Origin of the sequence: Rhizobium sp. TRM95796, from assembly GCF_025779995.1 — a bacterium.
GTDB lineage: Bacteria > Pseudomonadota > Alphaproteobacteria > Rhizobiales > Rhizobiaceae > Rhizobium_E.
The window spans coordinates 466,980-483,192 of the sequence record NZ_JAOXHE010000001.1 but is presented as its reverse complement, the minus strand read 5'-3'; the positions used below and the strand labels follow the sequence as shown (position 1 = coordinate 483,192).

13 protein-coding genes and 1 riboswitch are annotated in these 16,213 nt (G+C 62.5%); of the genes, 9 read left to right on the top strand and 4 right to left on the bottom strand.

All coding sequences use genetic code 11. The annotated features are described in order from the left end of the window. Positions 1–65: 65 nt before the first annotated feature. The 4 genes from OCK01_RS02340 to OCK01_RS02325 all read right to left on the bottom strand — a co-directional run bounded on the left by OCK01_RS02340 (position 66) and on the right by OCK01_RS02325 (position 5,189). Positions 66–1,676, bottom strand: a complete 1,611-nt coding sequence (locus OCK01_RS02340; RefSeq protein WP_263822522.1) for an ABC transporter ATP-binding protein — start codon at positions 1,674–1,676, stop codon at positions 66–68. A gap of 3 nt (positions 1,677–1,679) precedes the next feature. Further along, complete coding sequence (locus OCK01_RS02335) at positions 1,680–2,513, bottom strand: ABC transporter permease (RefSeq protein WP_182829152.1); 834 nt, start codon at positions 2,511–2,513, stop codon at positions 1,680–1,682. 1 nt (position 2,514) lies between these two features. Further along, positions 2,515–3,471: an ABC transporter permease gene (locus OCK01_RS02330; RefSeq protein ID WP_182829153.1), complete on the bottom strand. Its 957-nt coding sequence runs from the start codon at positions 3,469–3,471 to the stop codon at positions 2,515–2,517. A 122-nt stretch (positions 3,472–3,593) separates the two neighbouring features. Further along, complete coding sequence (locus OCK01_RS02325) at positions 3,594–5,189, bottom strand: ABC transporter substrate-binding protein (protein WP_263822521.1); 1,596 nt, start codon at positions 5,187–5,189, stop codon at positions 3,594–3,596. 920 nt (positions 5,190–6,109) lie between these two features. Between OCK01_RS02325 and OCK01_RS02320 the strand changes: the two genes are divergently transcribed. From OCK01_RS02320 to cobO, 9 genes are all read left to right on the top strand, one after another. Continuing rightward, positions 6,110–7,567 carry a cobyric acid synthase gene (locus OCK01_RS02320; RefSeq protein WP_263822520.1) on the top strand — a complete coding sequence of 486 codons (1,458 nt, stop codon included), beginning with the start codon at positions 6,110–6,112 and terminating at the stop codon, positions 7,565–7,567. 76 nt (positions 7,568–7,643) lie between these two features. Further along, a riboswitch (cobalamin riboswitch) is annotated at positions 7,644–8,017 on the top strand. Between the two features lie 177 nt (positions 8,018–8,194). Then, entirely contained in the window at positions 8,195–8,713 is a 519-nt protein-coding gene (gene cobU / locus OCK01_RS02315; RefSeq protein ID WP_263822519.1) for a bifunctional adenosylcobinamide kinase/adenosylcobinamide-phosphate guanylyltransferase, read from the top strand. A 3-nt stretch (positions 8,714–8,716) separates the two neighbouring features. Continuing rightward, positions 8,717–9,766 (top strand): cobalamin biosynthesis protein CobW, encoded by a 1,050-nt coding sequence (gene cobW / locus OCK01_RS02310; protein ID WP_263822518.1) that lies wholly within the window; start codon positions 8,717–8,719, stop codon positions 9,764–9,766. Between the two features lie 44 nt (positions 9,767–9,810). After that, on the top strand, positions 9,811–10,035 hold the full coding sequence (locus tag OCK01_RS02305) for a hypothetical protein (RefSeq protein WP_263822517.1): 225 nt from the start codon (positions 9,811–9,813) through the stop codon (positions 10,033–10,035). 24 nt (positions 10,036–10,059) lie between these two features. Continuing rightward, positions 10,060–10,779, top strand: coding sequence for a nucleotidyl transferase AbiEii/AbiGii toxin family protein (locus tag OCK01_RS02300; RefSeq protein ID WP_263822516.1), 720 nt, complete (start codon positions 10,060–10,062; stop codon positions 10,777–10,779). Then, positions 10,779–14,939 carry a cobaltochelatase subunit CobN gene (cobN, locus tag OCK01_RS02295; protein WP_263822515.1) on the top strand — a complete coding sequence of 1,387 codons (4,161 nt, stop codon included), beginning with the start codon at positions 10,779–10,781 and terminating at the stop codon, positions 14,937–14,939. The genes OCK01_RS02300 and cobN overlap by 1 nt, the downstream gene beginning before the upstream one ends. A gap of 44 nt (positions 14,940–14,983) precedes the next feature. After that, complete coding sequence (locus OCK01_RS02290; protein WP_263822514.1) at positions 14,984–15,244, top strand: type II toxin-antitoxin system Phd/YefM family antitoxin; 261 nt, start codon at positions 14,984–14,986, stop codon at positions 15,242–15,244. Next, positions 15,241–15,534 (top strand): Txe/YoeB family addiction module toxin, encoded by a 294-nt coding sequence (locus OCK01_RS02285; RefSeq protein ID WP_263822513.1) that lies wholly within the window; start codon positions 15,241–15,243, stop codon positions 15,532–15,534. The genes OCK01_RS02290 and OCK01_RS02285 overlap by 4 nt, the downstream gene beginning before the upstream one ends. Further along, entirely contained in the window at positions 15,531–16,166 is a 636-nt protein-coding gene (cobO, locus tag OCK01_RS02280; protein WP_263822512.1) for a cob(I)yrinic acid a,c-diamide adenosyltransferase, read from the top strand. Before OCK01_RS02285 ends, cobO begins: the two co-directional genes overlap by 4 nt. Positions 16,167–16,213: the final 47 nt, after the last annotated feature.

Sequence of the window (16,213 nt, the reverse complement as noted above, 5' to 3'; positions counted from 1 at the left end):
ATACAATACTAAAAAAGGCCGCGCCTTGCGGGCGCGGCCGAGTTCGAGTACCCGCTTTTTGTAACTCAGATGACCTTGCGCTTCTCCAGCACGTCTTCCAGCCAATCGGTGCGCATTTCCGGGACTGAGGAAATGAGCTTTTCCGTATAGGGATGGAAGGGTGGCGAGAAGATCTGCGCCGTCGGACCATCGGCCACCACTTCGCCGCGCAGCATCACCGTGGTGCGGTGGGCGATGCGGCGGACGATGCCGAGGTCGTGGGTGATGAACAGATAGGCGAGGCCGAGTTCGTCCTGCAGCCGCTTGAGCAGTTTGAGGATTTCCTCCGCCACCAGCTGGTCGAGCGCCGAAGTCGGCTCGTCGCAGATGATCAGATCCGGATTCGCCGCGAGCGCGCGGGCAATACAGATGCGCTGCTTCTGACCGCCCGAGAGCGCGGTCGACAGGCGACCGGCGTAATCTTCGGGAAGCCCGACCTGGCGCAGCAACTCGGCGACGCGCGCATCGACCTCGGCTTTCGACTTGTTGAAGTAGAAGGCGTAGGGTCGGCCGATGATGTCGCCGATGGTCTGGCGCGGGTTGAGCGCGACGTCCGGCAGCTGGTAGATCAGCTGCACCCGGCGGAGCTCTTCCTTCGAGCGGCTCTTGTAGGATGCCGACATTTCCTTGCCGCCGAACTTCACCGAGCCCGAGCTGCGCGACAGAAGACCGGTGATCAGGCGGGCGAGCGAACTCTTGCCGGATCCGGATTCGCCGACGACAGCCACGGTTTCCGCTCGGGCGACGTCGATCGACACGTTTTTGAGCACGGTGAAATCGCCGTATTTGCCGACGACATTATCAACCTTCAGCACGATTTCGCCGCGGGTTTCCTCGATCGTGTCCTCGTCGAGCTTGTCGGCCGCCTTGCGCTCGGAAACGAGGGCGGCTGTGTAGTCCTTTTCCGGCCGCATCAGGATCTGCTCGGTCTGGCCGAGCTCGACCATCTTGCCGCCGCGCAGAACCATGATTCGGTCGGCGACCTGCGCCACGACCGCGAGGTCATGGGTGATGTAGAGTGCGGCGGTGTTGAGCTCCTTTATGAGCTTCTTGATCAGCGCCAGCACTTCGATCTGCGTGGTCACGTCGAGCGCGGTGGTCGGCTCGTCGAAAACGAGGATGTCGGGACGGCAGGAAATCGCCATCGCCGCCATGGCGCGCTGCAGCTGGCCGCCCGAAACCTGGTGGGGATAGCGCGAGCCGAAGTTGTCGGGGTCCGGCAGACCGAGGGAGCGGAAGAGATCGACGGCGTTCTTCTTGGCCTCGTCCGGCTTCATCAGACCATGCTGGATCGGCATTTCGCAGACCTGCTCCATGATCGTGTGGGCAGGGTTGAACGACGCCGCGGCGGACTGGGCGATATAGGCGATGCGCTGGCCGCGCATGTCGCGCCGGCCTTCCGGCGACAGATCGCGGACGGACACGCCGTCGATCTCGACCTTGCCGCCGGTGATGCGGCATCCGGCTCTCGCATAGACCATCGATCCCAGACCGATGGTGGATTTGCCGGCGCCGGATTCACCGATCAGGCCCAGCACTTCGCCGCGTTGCAGCTCGAGCGAGACATTGTCGACCAGCACATTGCCGGAGACCGATTCGATGCGCAGGTCGGTGACCTTGAGGATGGGATAGGCCATGGCTCACATCTCCGCCGAGGCGCCCGAGGGACGGGCATTGATGGACAGGATCCAGTCGACGACGAGGTTCACGCCGATGGTCATGATGGCGATCATCAGCGCGGGCCACAGCGGTGCCGGCAGGCCGGAAACGATCGCGCCGCGGTTTTCCCAAACCATTCCGCCCCAGTCGGCATGCGGCGGCTGAATGCCGAGACCGAGGAAGGAGAGACCGGCGACGAACAGGAAGTTGAAGCAGAAACGCAGGCCGAATTCCGAGATCATCGGCGGCAGCGCGTTCGGCAGGATTTCCTTGCGCATGATCCACCACAGGCCCTCGCCGCGCAGGCGGGCCGCCTCGACGAATTCCAGCACGGCGATGTTCATCGACACGGCGCGAGCCAGGCGGAAGACGCGGGTAGAATCGAGGATGGCGATGGTGATGACCAGCGTCGGGATCGAGGAGCCGAACATCGACAGCACGATCAGCGCGAAGACCAGGAGCGGGATCGACAGCATGATGTCGACGAAGCGCGACAGGATCTGATCGATGATCGGGCCGCCGGTGGCGGCGAGCAGGCCGGCGATCGTACCCATGGTGAAGGACAGGATCGTGGTGGCGAGAGCCACGCCGATGGTCATGCGGGCGCCGTAGATGATGCGCGAGAGCATGTCGCGACCGTTCTGGTCGGTGCCGAGCCAGTGCGCCGCGGACATGGTTTCCCAGCGCGAGCCGACCGATTCCGATTCCGAATAGGGCGCGACCCAGGGGGCGAATATCGCGATCAGCACGAAAGCCAGCACGATGGCGATGCCGATCCAGGCGGCTGCGTTTGGTTTGTAACCGAAGATCGTCATATCACTTCCCCAGAGAAGGCTTGCGCAGGCGCGGATTGACGAGAATGCTGATCACATCCGCCGTCGTGTTGAGCACGATGAATGCGCCCGCGAATACCAGACCGCAGGCCTGGACCACCGGCAGGTCGCGCTTGGTCACGCCATCGACCATGAACTGGCCGATGCCCGGATAGTTGAACACTTTCTCGATGACCACGACGCCGACGATGAGATAGGCCAGATTGAGCGCGATGACCGCGATGATCGGCGCCGCCGCATTCGGCAGCGCGTGACGGACGATGACGCGGCTGCGCGGCAGCCCCTTGAGGAAGGCCATTTCAATATAAGGTTGCGACATGATCGCCAGAACCGCCGATCGCGTCATGCGCAGCATATGCGCGGCGACCAGGAGCGTGAGGGTGATAGCGGGCAGGATCGTCGTCCAGAGTTTCGTGCCGAGCGACATGCCGGGATAGACCATCACAAGCGACGGAAGCCACCGAAGTTCGACCGCGAACACCAGGATCAAAACATAGGCAATGAAGAATTCCGGCACCGAGATCGTGGCGAGCGAGACGATGTTGGCGAGCTTGTCGGGCCATTTGCCTTCGTTAATGGCGGCGAGAATGCCGAGACCCACGGAAAGCGGCACGGCGATGCAGGCTGCGAAACCGGCGAGGAAAAGCGTGTTTTCAAATCTCGGAGCGATCGACTGCAGTATATCGCGCTTGTTGGTCATGGCTTTGCCAAAATCGCCCTGCAAGGCGTTGGTGAACCACTCGAAGTAACGGACGTAAGCAGGGCGGTCGAGCCCGAGTTCGGCCCGGAACACCGCGAGCGTTTCGGGCGTTGCGCCCTGTCCCAGAACCGCCGAGGCGACGTCGCCGGGCAGGATTTCCGTCGCGGCGAAGATCAGCACGCTGACGGCGAACAAAGTCACGACTGCAAGCGCGAGCCGCGTGGTTAACAAGCGAAGCATGTCATCGCCCCCTTTTTAAGTCTTATGGGCAAATTCCGTGACCCACCCCCACATCCCCGCGCGGCTGGACATCGGATAGAATACGGGCGCGGAAAGTCCTTTCCGCGCCCGAAATCGCGCTATCAGGCGAACCAGGCCTTTTCGGCAACACGGTTGTCGTCCATGTCGTAGCGAGCATGCGGCTTGACGCCCTGAACCTTCGGCGAATAGCCGTCGAGGTAGTCGGTGATCGCGAAGCAGATCATGCCGCCGTCATCGGCGATCATTTCCTGGCACTTGCCGTAGATTTCCTTGCGCTTGGCGTCGTCGAGTTCGATGCGGGCCTCGGCGACCAGCGCATCGAATTCCGGCTTGCGCCAGTTGGAGTCGTTCCAGTCCGAAGCAGAACCGTAGACCTGGCTGAAGGTCTGGTCGGCGGTCGGGCGACGGCCCCAATACACGGCGCAGAACGGAACCTTGAGCCAGACATTGTCCCAGTAGCCATCGGGAGAGACGCGGTTGACGCTGAGGTCGATGCCGGCTTTCTTGATGGATTCCTGGTAGATGGTGGCGCAGTCGACCGCGGTGCCCCAGGCGCCTTCCGACGTCTGCAGCTCGATCTTGGTTCCGGCGGCGAGACCGGCCTTCTTGAAGTGGAAGGCGGCCTTGTCCGGATCATAGGGACGCTGCGGCAGGTTGCTGTTGTAGTAGGGGTTGAGCGGGTCGAGGGTGTGGTCGTTGCCCTGGATGGCGTAGCCCGAATAGACCTGATCGATGATCGCCTGACGGTCGATGCCGTATTTCAGCGCCAAGCGCAGGTCCTTGTTGTCGAAAGGCTTTTCGGTGACGCGCGACACGAAGCAGAAGCGGTTGCCGGTGCCCTTGGTGCGGACGATCGCGAGGTTCGGATCCTTCATCAGACCATCGACGGTGCGCGCATCGAGACGGTTGGCCGCATCGACCTGGCCGGACTGGAGCGCCGCGGTGCGGGCGGCCGGATCCTGGATGTAGATGATTTCGACGGCGTCGAAATTGCCGCGGTTCGGCTTCCAGTAGTCGCCACGGTTCTTGAAGGCGATGCGAACGCCCGGCTCGAAGCTTTCGAGCGTGTAGGCGCCGGTGCCCACCGGGTTGGACCAGTCGCTGAAGTCCTTGGGGACAACGAGGATGTGGTAGTCGCCGAGGATGGCCGGGAAGTCGGCGTTGCCGGCCGACAGCGTGATGCTGACCTGGCTCGGGGAAGCGGCCGTCATGTCGGCGATCTGCTCGAGGATGCCCTTGGCCGGCGACTTGGTTTCGCCGCGATGCAGGTTGATCGAGTAGATGATGTCGTCGGCGTCGAGCGTCTTGCCGTTGGAGAACTTGATGCCCTGACGGACGTTGAACGTCCACTGCTGCGCGCCCGGCTCGACGTCCCAGCTTTCGAACAGTTCGCCGGTCGGATTGCCTTCGTTGTCGAACTCCACGAGACCGTTCATGAGCGCGAGCGAGGCTGCGATCATCACCGAGTCGGCGTAGGTGCGGGGATCGAGAGAGTCGGAGGCGGAGCCGCCTTCCATGCCAATGCGCAGCGTGCCGCCCTTCTTGGGCTCGGCGGCCTGCGCCTTGGAGAACATCGAGGACGCCGCGGGAATCGCGATGCCGGTGGCCAAAGCCAACTGCATGAAGTCGCGACGCGACAGGCTTCCCTTGCGGGCGAGCTGTTCAGCCGCTTTCAGTTTGCTTTCGAAGTCATTCATGTGTGGTCTCCCTTGTTATGCTGCGAATGGCTGAAGGCCGGTTGTTCCCCAAAGGGCCTCAGCGATTGTGGTGAAACCGATCGTCGCCGCTTGTCGCGCAGCGCATCGATCCGTCAGGCGAGTGGCGAAAAATGTCGGGAAGGATTCGAAAGCAGACGCTCCGCGATCGCCGAGATTCCGCTTGCCGCTGTCATCCATACAGAGCATGTCTCCCAGTTGCCCGAAGCGAAAGCCGCTCCGGTCACAGTTGAATGATCGCCCGCGTCGCACTGGCGCATGCGAGGCGATATTCCACAAGTTTTTCGTTCCCAGGCGCGAGCAATTTTTATGATACTCTAAACGCAGCTTCCGCCCCGCTTGAGACTGTTTGCGCTCGCGAAAATGAACTGTACGGCTTCGAATGAATAAATCAACACCCTCTTCAGCGGGCGAGGTCCAGGCTTGAAAAATCCTATTCAAAATGCGACGAGCGCCGCCGCATGTGATGTCGCTTTATGCGTTCTGCGCTTGAAAATACATCAATAGGTGGTCCTCATCAGGCCCAGCAAGGCTTTGGACGCCAATGTTATTCGTCCTGAGACCTAATGTGTCGAAAATGCGTCGTGCAATCAGCGACAAAAATTTTTTTGGCTGATCTTCAAAAAAAATCGTGTGAAGGTCTTTTCAGCTTTTTTTGAAACCGAAGCCGCTCATAAACCATCCGGTAAGAATGTATCGATAAATCTCTAGTCGCGGCGGGCCGAGGCACCGCTTCTCCGGATCAGGTAGTGCGTTCCGGAGCTCCTCGCGCCGCAACTTTCCCTCTTTCATCCTTCGCCGTCGTTGCAGGCATCGCGCATGACGCGGCCGCGTCGCAGGGCGCTCTTGCCTCCTCGTGCTGCGGGTGGCATGCCTTGATCGAAAGCCGAGGGAGCGACGAGATGGCCAAAGCGATCATGCTGCAGGGAACGGGTTCGGATGTGGGCAAGACGGTGCTCGTCGCCGGGCTGTGCCGGATCGCGGCGCGGCGCGGGCTCGCGGTGCGGCCGTTCAAGCCGCAGAACATGTCCAACAACGCCGCCGTCAGCGACGACGGCGGCGAGATCGGCCGGGCGCAATGGCTGCAGGCTCTGGCCTCGGGCGTGGCCTCCAGCGTTCATATGAATCCGGTGCTGCTGAAGCCGCAATCGGAGACCGGGAGCCAGATCATCGTTCAGGGCAAAGTCTACGGCCAGGCCAAAGCGCGGGACTATCAAAGACTGAAGCCCGAACTGCTGGCGCATGTGCTCGACAGTTACTGTCGCATTTCCGACGGCGCCGATCTGGTCGTCGTCGAAGGCGCAGGATCTCCGGCCGAAATCAATCTGCGGCCGGGCGACATCGCCAATATGGGATTTGCCCGAGCCGCCAACATTCCCGTCGCGCTGGTGGGCGACATCGACAGGGGCGGGGTGATCGCCTCGGTCGCCGGCACGCATTTGATCCTCGATCCCGAGGATCGCGCCATGGTGACCGGCTATCTCATCAACAAATTTCGCGGCGACGTCAGCCTGTTCGATGACGGCGTCAAGGCGATCGAGCGCTTCACGGGGTGGCCCTGCTTCGGCGTCGTGCCATGGCTGAAGGCCGCCGCACGTCTCCCTGCCGAGGATTCGGTCACGCTGGAGCGACTGGTGAAGGGAAAAAGCGGTGCGCTGAAGGTGGCGGTGCCTGTGACGCCGCGAATCGCCAATTTCGACGATTTCGATGCGCTCGCCGCCGAGCCCGAAGTGGAACTGACCTATGTGAAGCCGGGCGAAGCGATCCCGGCGGACGCCGCACTCGTCGTTCTGGCGGGGTCGAAGTCGACGATCGGCGATCTCAAGGCTTTGAGAGCGAGCGGCTGGGAACGGGACATTCAGCAGCATGTTCGCCGCGGCGGTCGAGTCATGGGGATTTGCGGCGGCTACCAGATGCTCGGCCGCAAGATCAGGGACCCGCTGGGACTAGAGGGCGAGGACCGCGAGATCGACGGTCTCGGCCTTCTGGATGTCGAGACGGTGATGGCGCCGGAAAAGCGGCTTGCCAACAGCGCCGCGCGCTCCCTTGCCTATGACACGCCCCTGCAAGGCTACGAAATCCATCTCGGCGAAACCGCCGGCGCGGACTGCCTGCGTCCCTATGTCGAAATCGATGGCAAATCCGACGGCGCGATGTCCGCCGACGGCCAGGTTGTCGGCACCTATCTGCATCGCATCTTCGATGCGGACGGTTTCCGGCAGGCCCTGTTGGCGAGCTTCGGCGTCGCGGGCGGAGGCTTCGACTACCGCGCCGAGGTGGAGCGGGCGCTCGACGATGTCGCGATCGAACTCGAAGCGACGCTCGACCCGGCATGGCTCGACGATCTCATGCGGGTGTGATCGTCGCGATGCGCGTCTTTTGTTGAGGGCGCCGTCGTTTATGTCGCATTTGGATTGACGCGGTTCGGCGCGGTCCCTTATGATCTGCTTGTTTGGTTCCCGGAGGACGCAAAGTCCAAGGGATCAAAAGGGAACGGGAAGGGTGGACCCAAGCGGGCATCCTCATCCCGGCCGACCCCGCGACTGTAGAGCGGCAGAGGCGATTCCGGTGCATTTCTCGGCGCATGTTTCGGACTGTCGGCATCGGGCCGGCGCGGAATGTGTGGCGGAAATGTTCAAAGCCACTGGATGGCTCGAAGCGACAACACGGGCATGGACGCCTCTATTTCTACGAATCGTCCTGTCTGCGCTTCCGGCGACACATCCGGGAAGGCGAGGAATTGCCGATGCATGGGCCCGCCCATGTGAAAGCCGTGAGCCAGGAGACCTGCCAGACACACAGGGGCGCATGCCCGACCATAGCCAGCGGCACGGAGGTTGTTTTGGCGCTATCGGCTCTTTCTGTTCAGGCTCGCGAGTTGTTCCGGCGGGTCGTATGTTGATCATGTCTGGATGCGCGTGGATGCTCGCGGCCCTTTCCGGTCGCGGCGCAGAATATCGTCAGTCTCGCGTCGAGGCGGATTTGCCTTGACCGAGCCTTCACATGTGTTCGTGCTGGGCGGAGCGCGGTCCGGCAAATCCCGATTTGCCGAGGGCCTGTGCTCGGCCGCCGGCCTGAAGAAACATTACATTGCCACCGGCCGCGCCTGGGATGCCGAGATGGAGGCGCGCATTGTCGCCCATCGCGCCGATCGCGGCGAGAGCTGGACGACCCACGAAGCGCCGACTGCGCTGGTAGAAACGCTCGCCGCCATCGACGACCCCGACCATGTCGTTCTCGTCGATTGCCTGACGCTCTGGGTCACCAATCTGATGATGGAAGAGCGGGCGGGCGCCGCCGAATTCGAGGCGCTGGCCCAAGCCGTCGCCTCCGCCAAGGCGCATGTCGTGCTCGTCAGCAACGAAGTGGGTCTCGGCATCGTGCCGGACAACAAAATGGCGCGCGATTTTCGCGACCATGCCGGGCGCTTGCACCAGCGGATGGCCGAAATCGCAAACGAAGTCTATTTCGTCGCGGCGGGACTGCCGCTGAAAATGAAGGGTTAACAAATGCAGAAGATACCGGCCACCGTGATCACGGGCTTTCTCGGCGCGGGCAAGACGACGATGATCCGCAATCTGCTGTCCAACGCGGGCGGCAAGAAGATCGCGTTGATCATCAACGAATTCGGCGATCTCGGCGTCGATGGCGACGTGCTCAAGGGCTGCGGCGCCGAAGCCTGCACCGAAGACGACATCATCGAGCTCAACAATGGCTGCATCTGCTGCACCGTCGCCGACGACTTCATCCCGACGATGGAAAAGCTGCTCGCCCGCGACGTGAAGCCCGATCATATCGTGATCGAGACCTCTGGCCTTGCGCTGCCGCAACCGCTGGTCGCCGCCTTCAACTGGCCGGGCATCAAGACGGCCGTGACCGTCGACGGCGTGGTGACGGTGGTCGACAGCGCCGCCGTGGCCGCGGGCCGTTTCGCCGACGACCACGACGCGCTCGACGCGCAGCGCAAGGAAGACGAGGGGCTCGACCACGAAAGCCCGATCGAGGAATTGTTCGAGGACCAGCTGACGGCCGCCGACCTGATCGTGCTCAACAAGACCGATCTGCTCGACGCCGCCGCCATCCAGTCGGTGCGCGACGCCGTCAATGCCGCCACCAGCCGCAAGCCGAAGATGATCGAAGCCAGGAACGGCGAGATCCCGGCCTCCGTGCTGCTCGGCCTGGGCGTCGGGACCGAAAGCGACATCGAGAACCGCAAGTCGCATCACGAGCTCGAGCATGAAGGCGCGCCGCACGATCACGACCACGACGAATTCGAAAGCTTCATCGTCGAGCTTGGCGCTCTCAAGGATGCGGGCGCTTTCGTGGAAGCGCTGAAGCCGGTGATCGACAGACACGACATTCTCCGCCTGAAGGGCTTTGCCGATGTCGCGGGCAAGCCGATGCGGCTGGTGATCCAGGCGGTCGGCTCGCGCATCGAGACCTATTTCGACCGCCCCTGGGCGCCCGGCGAGGCTCGCGCCACCCGATTGGTGGTCATCGGCCTGCATGACGAGATGGACGATGTCGCGATCGCGGCGGAGATCGAGTCGTTGGGGTGAAGGCCACGCTTTGCCGGGTGACCAAGCTGTTGTAGGTTGGAGCCATGACACTCAACCAACACAGCATGATCACGCCGGCGGACTATCCCCAACTGGCGGCCTTGATCTGGAACGGCGACCCCTCGCGCGCGCTGCCGGCGAGGGAGGTTTTTTCTCTCTATGAGAGGAATTGGCGGTTTCTGGATCATGAACAGCTGAGCCGGCCGGAAGCGGATCTGATTGTCCAACTCGCTCGTCTGTTCGGGCGGGGCGTACTGCTGGTCTCTTAACTCTCGAAAGAATCGGTTTGGTCCATGCTGAGACATTTCAACCGGCCGGAGCATGAAACAATTGCGAAACTGCTCCGGAATATGGATCAGGGCTTTTTTCTCGATAGCCGCTGCTGGTTTGGGGGAGGCACGGCAATCGTCATGACGCATGGCGAATACCGGCTTTCGCTGGATGTCGGTTTCCTGTGCTCCGACATGCAGGGCTATAGAGTGTTGCGCGGCATAGCCGTCGAGCATGGCGTCGAAGGGCTATTTGGAGCTGACGTCGAACCCTTGCGCGAAGTTCGTGCGGATCAATATGGAATTCGCGCCGCGGTGAAATTCAATGATCAGGCCATAAAGATCGAGATCGTTCGGGAAGGACGCATATCGCTCGATGGCGCTCTGGACGCCGAGCTGGGCGCGCCGCTGCTGTCGAGACCCGATATGTTTGCCGAAAAGCTTCTCGCCAATGCCGATCGCGGCCAAGATCCGTCGATCGGTTATCGCGACGCGATCGACCTTGGGATGCTCCTGGCCGACGAAGGCGCTTTTCCTGCGGTCGCCATAGCAAAGGCGGAGTCCGCCTATGGAGTCGATATCGAACGAAAGATGCGCTGGGTGGCGAGAAAACTGTCGGATGAAGCGGAACTGAAACGCGCCGCAGAGCGGCTGATGATGGGTGAGGATCTGGCAAAGCTCGCGATGGAACGGGTGTCGCGGGCCATTGCTCGTGCATGGCCAACCGCTCAGGGGACTTTCTGATGCATCTCCTTCTCGCCCAGAAAGGCTCGCTCTCCGATAGCGAAGAAGCGGTCGATCTCGGCCAGACGCCGGGGGAAATCGTGTTTCTGTCGGCGGCCGACACCGAGATCGCCTCCGTGGCTCGGGCCACCGCCGAGAGCGCGGTGGACTGGCGGATCGTCAATCTCGCCAGCCTCAAACATCCGATGTCGATCGATCTCTGGATCGAGAAAACCGCGCGGCATTCCAAGCTGGTGGTGCTGCGCGCGCTGGGCGGCTACGGCTATTTCACCTATCTGATCGAAGCGCTCATGGGCGCGGCGCAGCGGAACGGCTTCCAGTTCGCCACGCTGCCGGGGGACGATCGTCCCGATGCTGGTGTGGATGCGTGGTCGACGGTTGCGGCCGACGACGTCAAGACGCTGTGGACCTATCTTGTCGAGGCGGGGGCTGAGAATGTGTCCGGGTTTTCGCGCTATTGCGAAGCCCTGATCGGGCGCGGGGAAAAGCCAGCGGCGCCGGTGAAGCTCGACAAGGCCGGGATCTGGTGGCCGGGGAGAGGCGTGGTCAGTGCGGATGTGTGGGAAGAGGCGTCTCTGGGTGGATTACCCCCCTCTGCCCTGCCGGGCATCTCCCCCTCAGGGGGGGAGATTGGCTGGACGCGCGACCTTCGCCCAGATCTCGACGGCGCCAAAAAGAGCGAGGCCTCGCCTCCTTCGATCTCCCCCCTTGAGGGGGAGATGTCCGGCAGGACAGAGGGGGGTGAGCGGCTAGCACAGAGCTATGCCGAGGCAGCTATGCCGAGTGCCAAAACCCCGCTCGCCGTCATCACCTTCTACAAAGCCCTGGTGCAATCCGGCCAGACCGCACCGGTCGAAGCCCTGATCGAGGCCTTGCAGGCGCGCGGCTTGCGGGTGTTGCCGCTCTTCGTCTCCAGCCTCAAGGAGCCGGTGTCGGCCAAGACGATCCGAACGCTGTTTCAGGCCTATGCGCCTGACGTCGTGCTGAATTCCACCAGCTTCGCGGTCGTTTCGCCGGGCGCTGAAAAGACCGGCACGGTGCTGGACGAAACCGGCGCGCAGGTGCTGCAGGTGATCTTTTCGGCGCTGACGCGCGAGGCCTGGGAAGCGTCCACCATGGGGCTGGCGACCCGCGATCTCGCCATGAATGTGGCGCTGCCGGAAGTGGATGGCCGGGTGCTGACCCGGGCGGTGTCGTTCAAGAAGGCGGCGACGTTCGATCCGCGAGCCCAGGTCAACATTGTCGGGCCGGAGCCGGAGCCGTCGCGCATCGCCTTCGTGGCGGAGCAGGCAGCGCGCTGGGCGCGGCTGCGCAAACTCGACAATGCCGACAAGAAGGTGGCGCTGGTCCTCGCCAATTACCCCAATCGCGACGGGCGCCTCGGCAATGGCGTGGGTCTGGATACGCCGGCGGGGTCGCTGGAATCGCTGAAGGCGATGGCGGCGGCGGGCTACGTCACGGGCGATCTTCCCGAAAGCGGCGACGCGCTGATCAATCATCTCATGGCCGGTCCGACCAATGCCGCCACGGACGGACGCGAGATCCGCGAGACGCTGTCCTTGAGTCATTACAAGGACTTCTTCGCGCGTCTTCCCGTTCAGATTCGGGATGAAGTCACGGCGCGCTGGGGCGAGCCGGAAGAGGATCCCTTCTTCCTGGACGGCGTCTTCGCGCTGCCGCTTTGCCGTTTTGGCAATGTGTTGACCGGCATCCAGCCGGCGCGCGGATACAATATCGATCCCAAGGAAACCTATCACTCGCCCGATCTCGTGCCGCCGCATGGCTATTTCGCCTTTTACGCCTTCATCCGCGAGGCGTTCGGCGCCGATGTCGCCATCCATATGGGCAAGCATGGCAATATGGAGTGGCTACCGGGCAAGTCGCTGGCGCTGTCGGAGACCTGTTATCCCGAAGCGGTGTTCGGGCCGCTGCCGCATCTCTATCCCTTCATCGTCAACGATCCGGGCGAGGGCACGCAAGCCAAGCGGCGGTCCTCCGCCGTCATTCTCGACCATCTGACGCCGCCGCTGACGCGGGCGGAGAGCTATGGCTATCTAAAGGATCTCGAAGCGCTGGTGGACGAGTATTTCCTCGCCCAGGGATCCGATCCGCGCCGCATCGTGCTGCTCAAGAAGCAGATCCTCGATCTCGCCGCCGACACCGGCCTCGGCGAGGATGTCGGCATCGCCGGCCTAGACGAGGACGCGGCGCTGCAGAAGCTCGACGCCTGGCTGTGCGACCTCAAGGAATTGCAGATCCGCGACGGGCTGCATGTGTTTGGCGTGGCGCCGGAGGGGCGGTTATTGACGGACCTGACGGTCGCCTTGGCCCGCGTGGCGCGCGGGTATGGCGAGGGCGGCAACGCCAGTCTGCAGCGGGCGATGGCTTTGGATATGATGGAGGAGGGGCTTCTTACGGAGATGGTGGCTCACCCCCCTCTGTCCTGCCGGACATCTCCCCCTCAAGGGGGGAGATTGGAGGATGCGCGATCCTCGCGACCCACTGGCATCAGTGATGAAACTGTTGAGCCTGCCGTTGAAGCGAGCGGCCGCCCCCAGCCAATCTCCCCCCCTGAGGGGGAGATGTCCGGCAGGACAGAGGGGGGTAATCCTGGCTCAAACTTCGACCCGCTCGACTGCGACATGGCCGTCGCGTGGTCCGGTCCTCGTCCGGTAATCCTCGCGGACCTGCTCGACGCTCCCTGGCGCACCAATGGCGACACGGTGGAGCGCATCGAATTGCTGGCCGCAAAATTCGTGTCCGGCGAGACGCCTTGCCCCGACACCTGGCCGCGCACTCGCATTGTTCTCGATCAGGTCGAGACGCGACTGAAACCCTCCATCGAAGCCTGTGGCCAAGCGGAAATAGACGCGTTGATGCGTGGGCTGGCGGGTCGCTTCGTCTCCCCGGGCCCCTCCGGCGCGCCGACGCGCGGGCGGCCGGATGTGTTGCCGACGGGGAAGAATTTCTACTCCGTCGACACACGTTCGGTGCCGACGCCGACGGCCTGGGAGCTCGGGCGGAAATCGGCGGATTTGCTGGTGACGCGCTATGCGCAGGATCACGGCGACTGGCCGAAAAGCCTGGGCATCACCGCCTGGGGCACGTCCAACATGCGCACCGGCGGCGACGACATCGCCCAGGCGCTGGCGCTGATCGGGGCAAAGCCGGTCTGGGACATGGGTTCGGCGCGGGTGACCGGCTATGAGATTGTTCCGGTGTCCATGCTGGGGCGTCCGCGCGTGGATGTGACCTTGCGCATCTCCGGCTTTTTCCGCGACGCGTTTCCGGAACAGATCGCGCTGTTCGACAAGGCGGTGCGCGCCATCGGCGGGCTCGACGAAGACGAGGCCGACAATCCGATCGCGGCGCGCATGAAAGCCGAAGCGGCGGCGATTTCAGCCAAGGGCGAGGCCGACGACAAGAAGGCGGCGCGCCAGGCCGGCTACCGCGTGTTCGGCTCCAAGCCGGGCGCTTACGGCGCAGGCCTGCAGGCGCTGATGGACGAGGGTGGTTGGGAGGAAAAGGCCGACCTCGCCGAGAGTTTCGTCGAATGGGGCGGTTTCGCCTATGGAGCCGAGGCAGAGGGCGAGGCTGAACGCGGCCTGTTCGAGACGCGCCTTTCGCAGATCGAGGCCGTTGTGCAGAATCAGGACAATCGCGAGCACGACCTGCTCGATTCCGACGATTACTACCAGTTCCAGGGCGGCATGGCGGCGGCGGCGGAGCATCTGTCCGGCCAGAAACCCGCCATCTACCACAACGACCATTCGAGGCCGGAAAAGCCGGTGATCCGCTCGCTGGAAGAAGAAATCTCGCGCGTGGTGCGCGGCCGCGTCGTCAATCCCAAATGGATCGCCGGCGCCATGCGTCACGGCTACAAGGGCGCGGCGGAGATGGCGGCAACGGTCGATTTCATGTTCGCCTATGCAGCGACGACGGGGGCGGTGAAGAGCCATCACTTCGAGGCTGCCTATCAGGCCTATCTGATGGACGAGACGGTGCGCGATTTTCTCACCGAGAAGAACGAGGCGGCGCTGAGGGAAATCGCCGACAAACTTCTCGACGCGATCGACCGGAAACTCTGGTCGCCGCGCTCCAATTCGGCGCGCTTCGAGCTTGAGGAGATGGCGGGTTTCGCCACCAGCAGCTTGAAATAACATGTGAGTTGTTGTACATGAAAACGTACGAAGGAGATTTCAAAATGGCGCATATCAATGTCAGCGAATTCCGACAGAATCTCGCAGCTCATCTCGATGAAGTGGAAGACAGTCGGGCGCCGCTCTTCGTCACCCGTGGGAAAGGCAAGGCTGTCGTCATCCTCGCGGAGGATGAATATGCGAGCATGGCTGAGACCATTCACCTGCTGTCCAATCCTGTCAATGCTCAAAGGCTGCGTGATTCTATTGCTGAAGCGGAAGCCGGCAAGGTTTTAGTCAGGGATCTCATCCCGGTAGAGCAATGACCAAGATCCAATGGACCGAAAGCGGCTGGGCCGATTATGTCCATTGGCAGGAAGCGGACCGTGATGTCGCGCACCGGATCAACGCGCTCATCAAAGATTGTGTTCGTTCCCCATTTGCCGGAATCGGCAAACCAGAACCGCTTCGCGGTGAACTAAGCGGGTATTGGTCCCGGCGTGTTACTTCGGAGCATCGGCTGATCTATTCGTTTGGTGGAAAGGGTGACGAACAAGCGCTCACCATTATTTCCTGCAGACTGCACTATCAGGACATTGGAAAGAAAAAGCATTGACCGAGACCCCTTCCGAAACCACCGCTCCCCAAGACGACGCCCGCCATGCCGAAAAAATGGCCAAGAAGAAGGCGGCGCGCGACAAGATCATGGCCGCCAAAAGCGGCGAGAAGGGACTGATCATCGTCAACACCGGCAAAGGCAAGGGCAAGTCGACCGCCGGTTTCGGGATGATCTTCCGCCACATCGCCCACAAGATGCCCTGCGCTGTCATCCAGTTCATCAAGGGCGCCTGGGCGACCGGCGAGCGCGACCTGATCGAGGCGCATTTCTCCGACATCTGCGAGTTCCACACCATGGGCGAGGGCTTCACCTGGGAAACGCAGGACCGCGCCCGCGACGTGGCGCATGCGCAGAGGGCCTGGGCGAAGGCCAAGGAGCTGATTTCCTCGGGCGAGAAATCCATGGTGCTGCTCGACGAGATCAACATCGCCATCCGCTACGACTATATCGACATCGCCGAGGTGGTGGAGTTCCTCACCAACGAAAAGCCGCCGATGTGCCATGTCGTGCTGACGGGCCGCAACGCCAAGGACGAGTTGATCGAGATCGCCGATCTCGTCACGGAGATGGAGCTGATCAAGCATCCGTTCCGCTCGGGCATCAAGGGGCAGCAGGGCGTGGAGTTCTGACGGTTGTCCACAGGCCGGCCGGCGCGGGACGCCGAAGCCGTCCCGGT

Excerpts from the sequence above, each read along its gene's own strand:
- OCK01_RS02340 (WP_263822522.1), bottom strand. The coding sequence starts at position 1,676 with ATGGCCTATCCCATCCTCAAGGTCACCGACCTGCGCATCGAATCGGTC.
- OCK01_RS02335 (WP_182829152.1), bottom strand. The coding sequence starts at position 2,513 with ATGACGATCTTCGGTTACAAACCAAACGCAGCCGCCTGGATCGGCATC.
- OCK01_RS02330 (WP_182829153.1), bottom strand. The coding sequence starts at position 3,471 with ATGCTTCGCTTGTTAACCACGCGGCTCGCGCTTGCAGTCGTGACTTTG.
- OCK01_RS02325 (WP_263822521.1), bottom strand. The coding sequence starts at position 5,189 with ATGAATGACTTCGAAAGCAAACTGAAAGCGGCTGAACAGCTCGCCCGC.
- OCK01_RS02320 (WP_263822520.1), top strand. The coding sequence starts at position 6,110 with ATGGCCAAAGCGATCATGCTGCAGGGAACGGGTTCGGATGTGGGCAAG.
- cobW (WP_263822518.1), top strand. The coding sequence starts at position 8,717 with ATGCAGAAGATACCGGCCACCGTGATCACGGGCTTTCTCGGCGCGGGC.
- OCK01_RS02305 (WP_263822517.1), top strand. The coding sequence starts at position 9,811 with ATGACACTCAACCAACACAGCATGATCACGCCGGCGGACTATCCCCAA.
- OCK01_RS02300 (WP_263822516.1), top strand. The coding sequence starts at position 10,060 with ATGCTGAGACATTTCAACCGGCCGGAGCATGAAACAATTGCGAAACTG.
- cobN (WP_263822515.1), top strand. The coding sequence starts at position 10,779 with ATGCATCTCCTTCTCGCCCAGAAAGGCTCGCTCTCCGATAGCGAAGAA.
- OCK01_RS02290 (WP_263822514.1), top strand. The coding sequence starts at position 14,984 with ATGGCGCATATCAATGTCAGCGAATTCCGACAGAATCTCGCAGCTCAT.
- OCK01_RS02285 (WP_263822513.1), top strand. The coding sequence starts at position 15,241 with ATGACCAAGATCCAATGGACCGAAAGCGGCTGGGCCGATTATGTCCAT.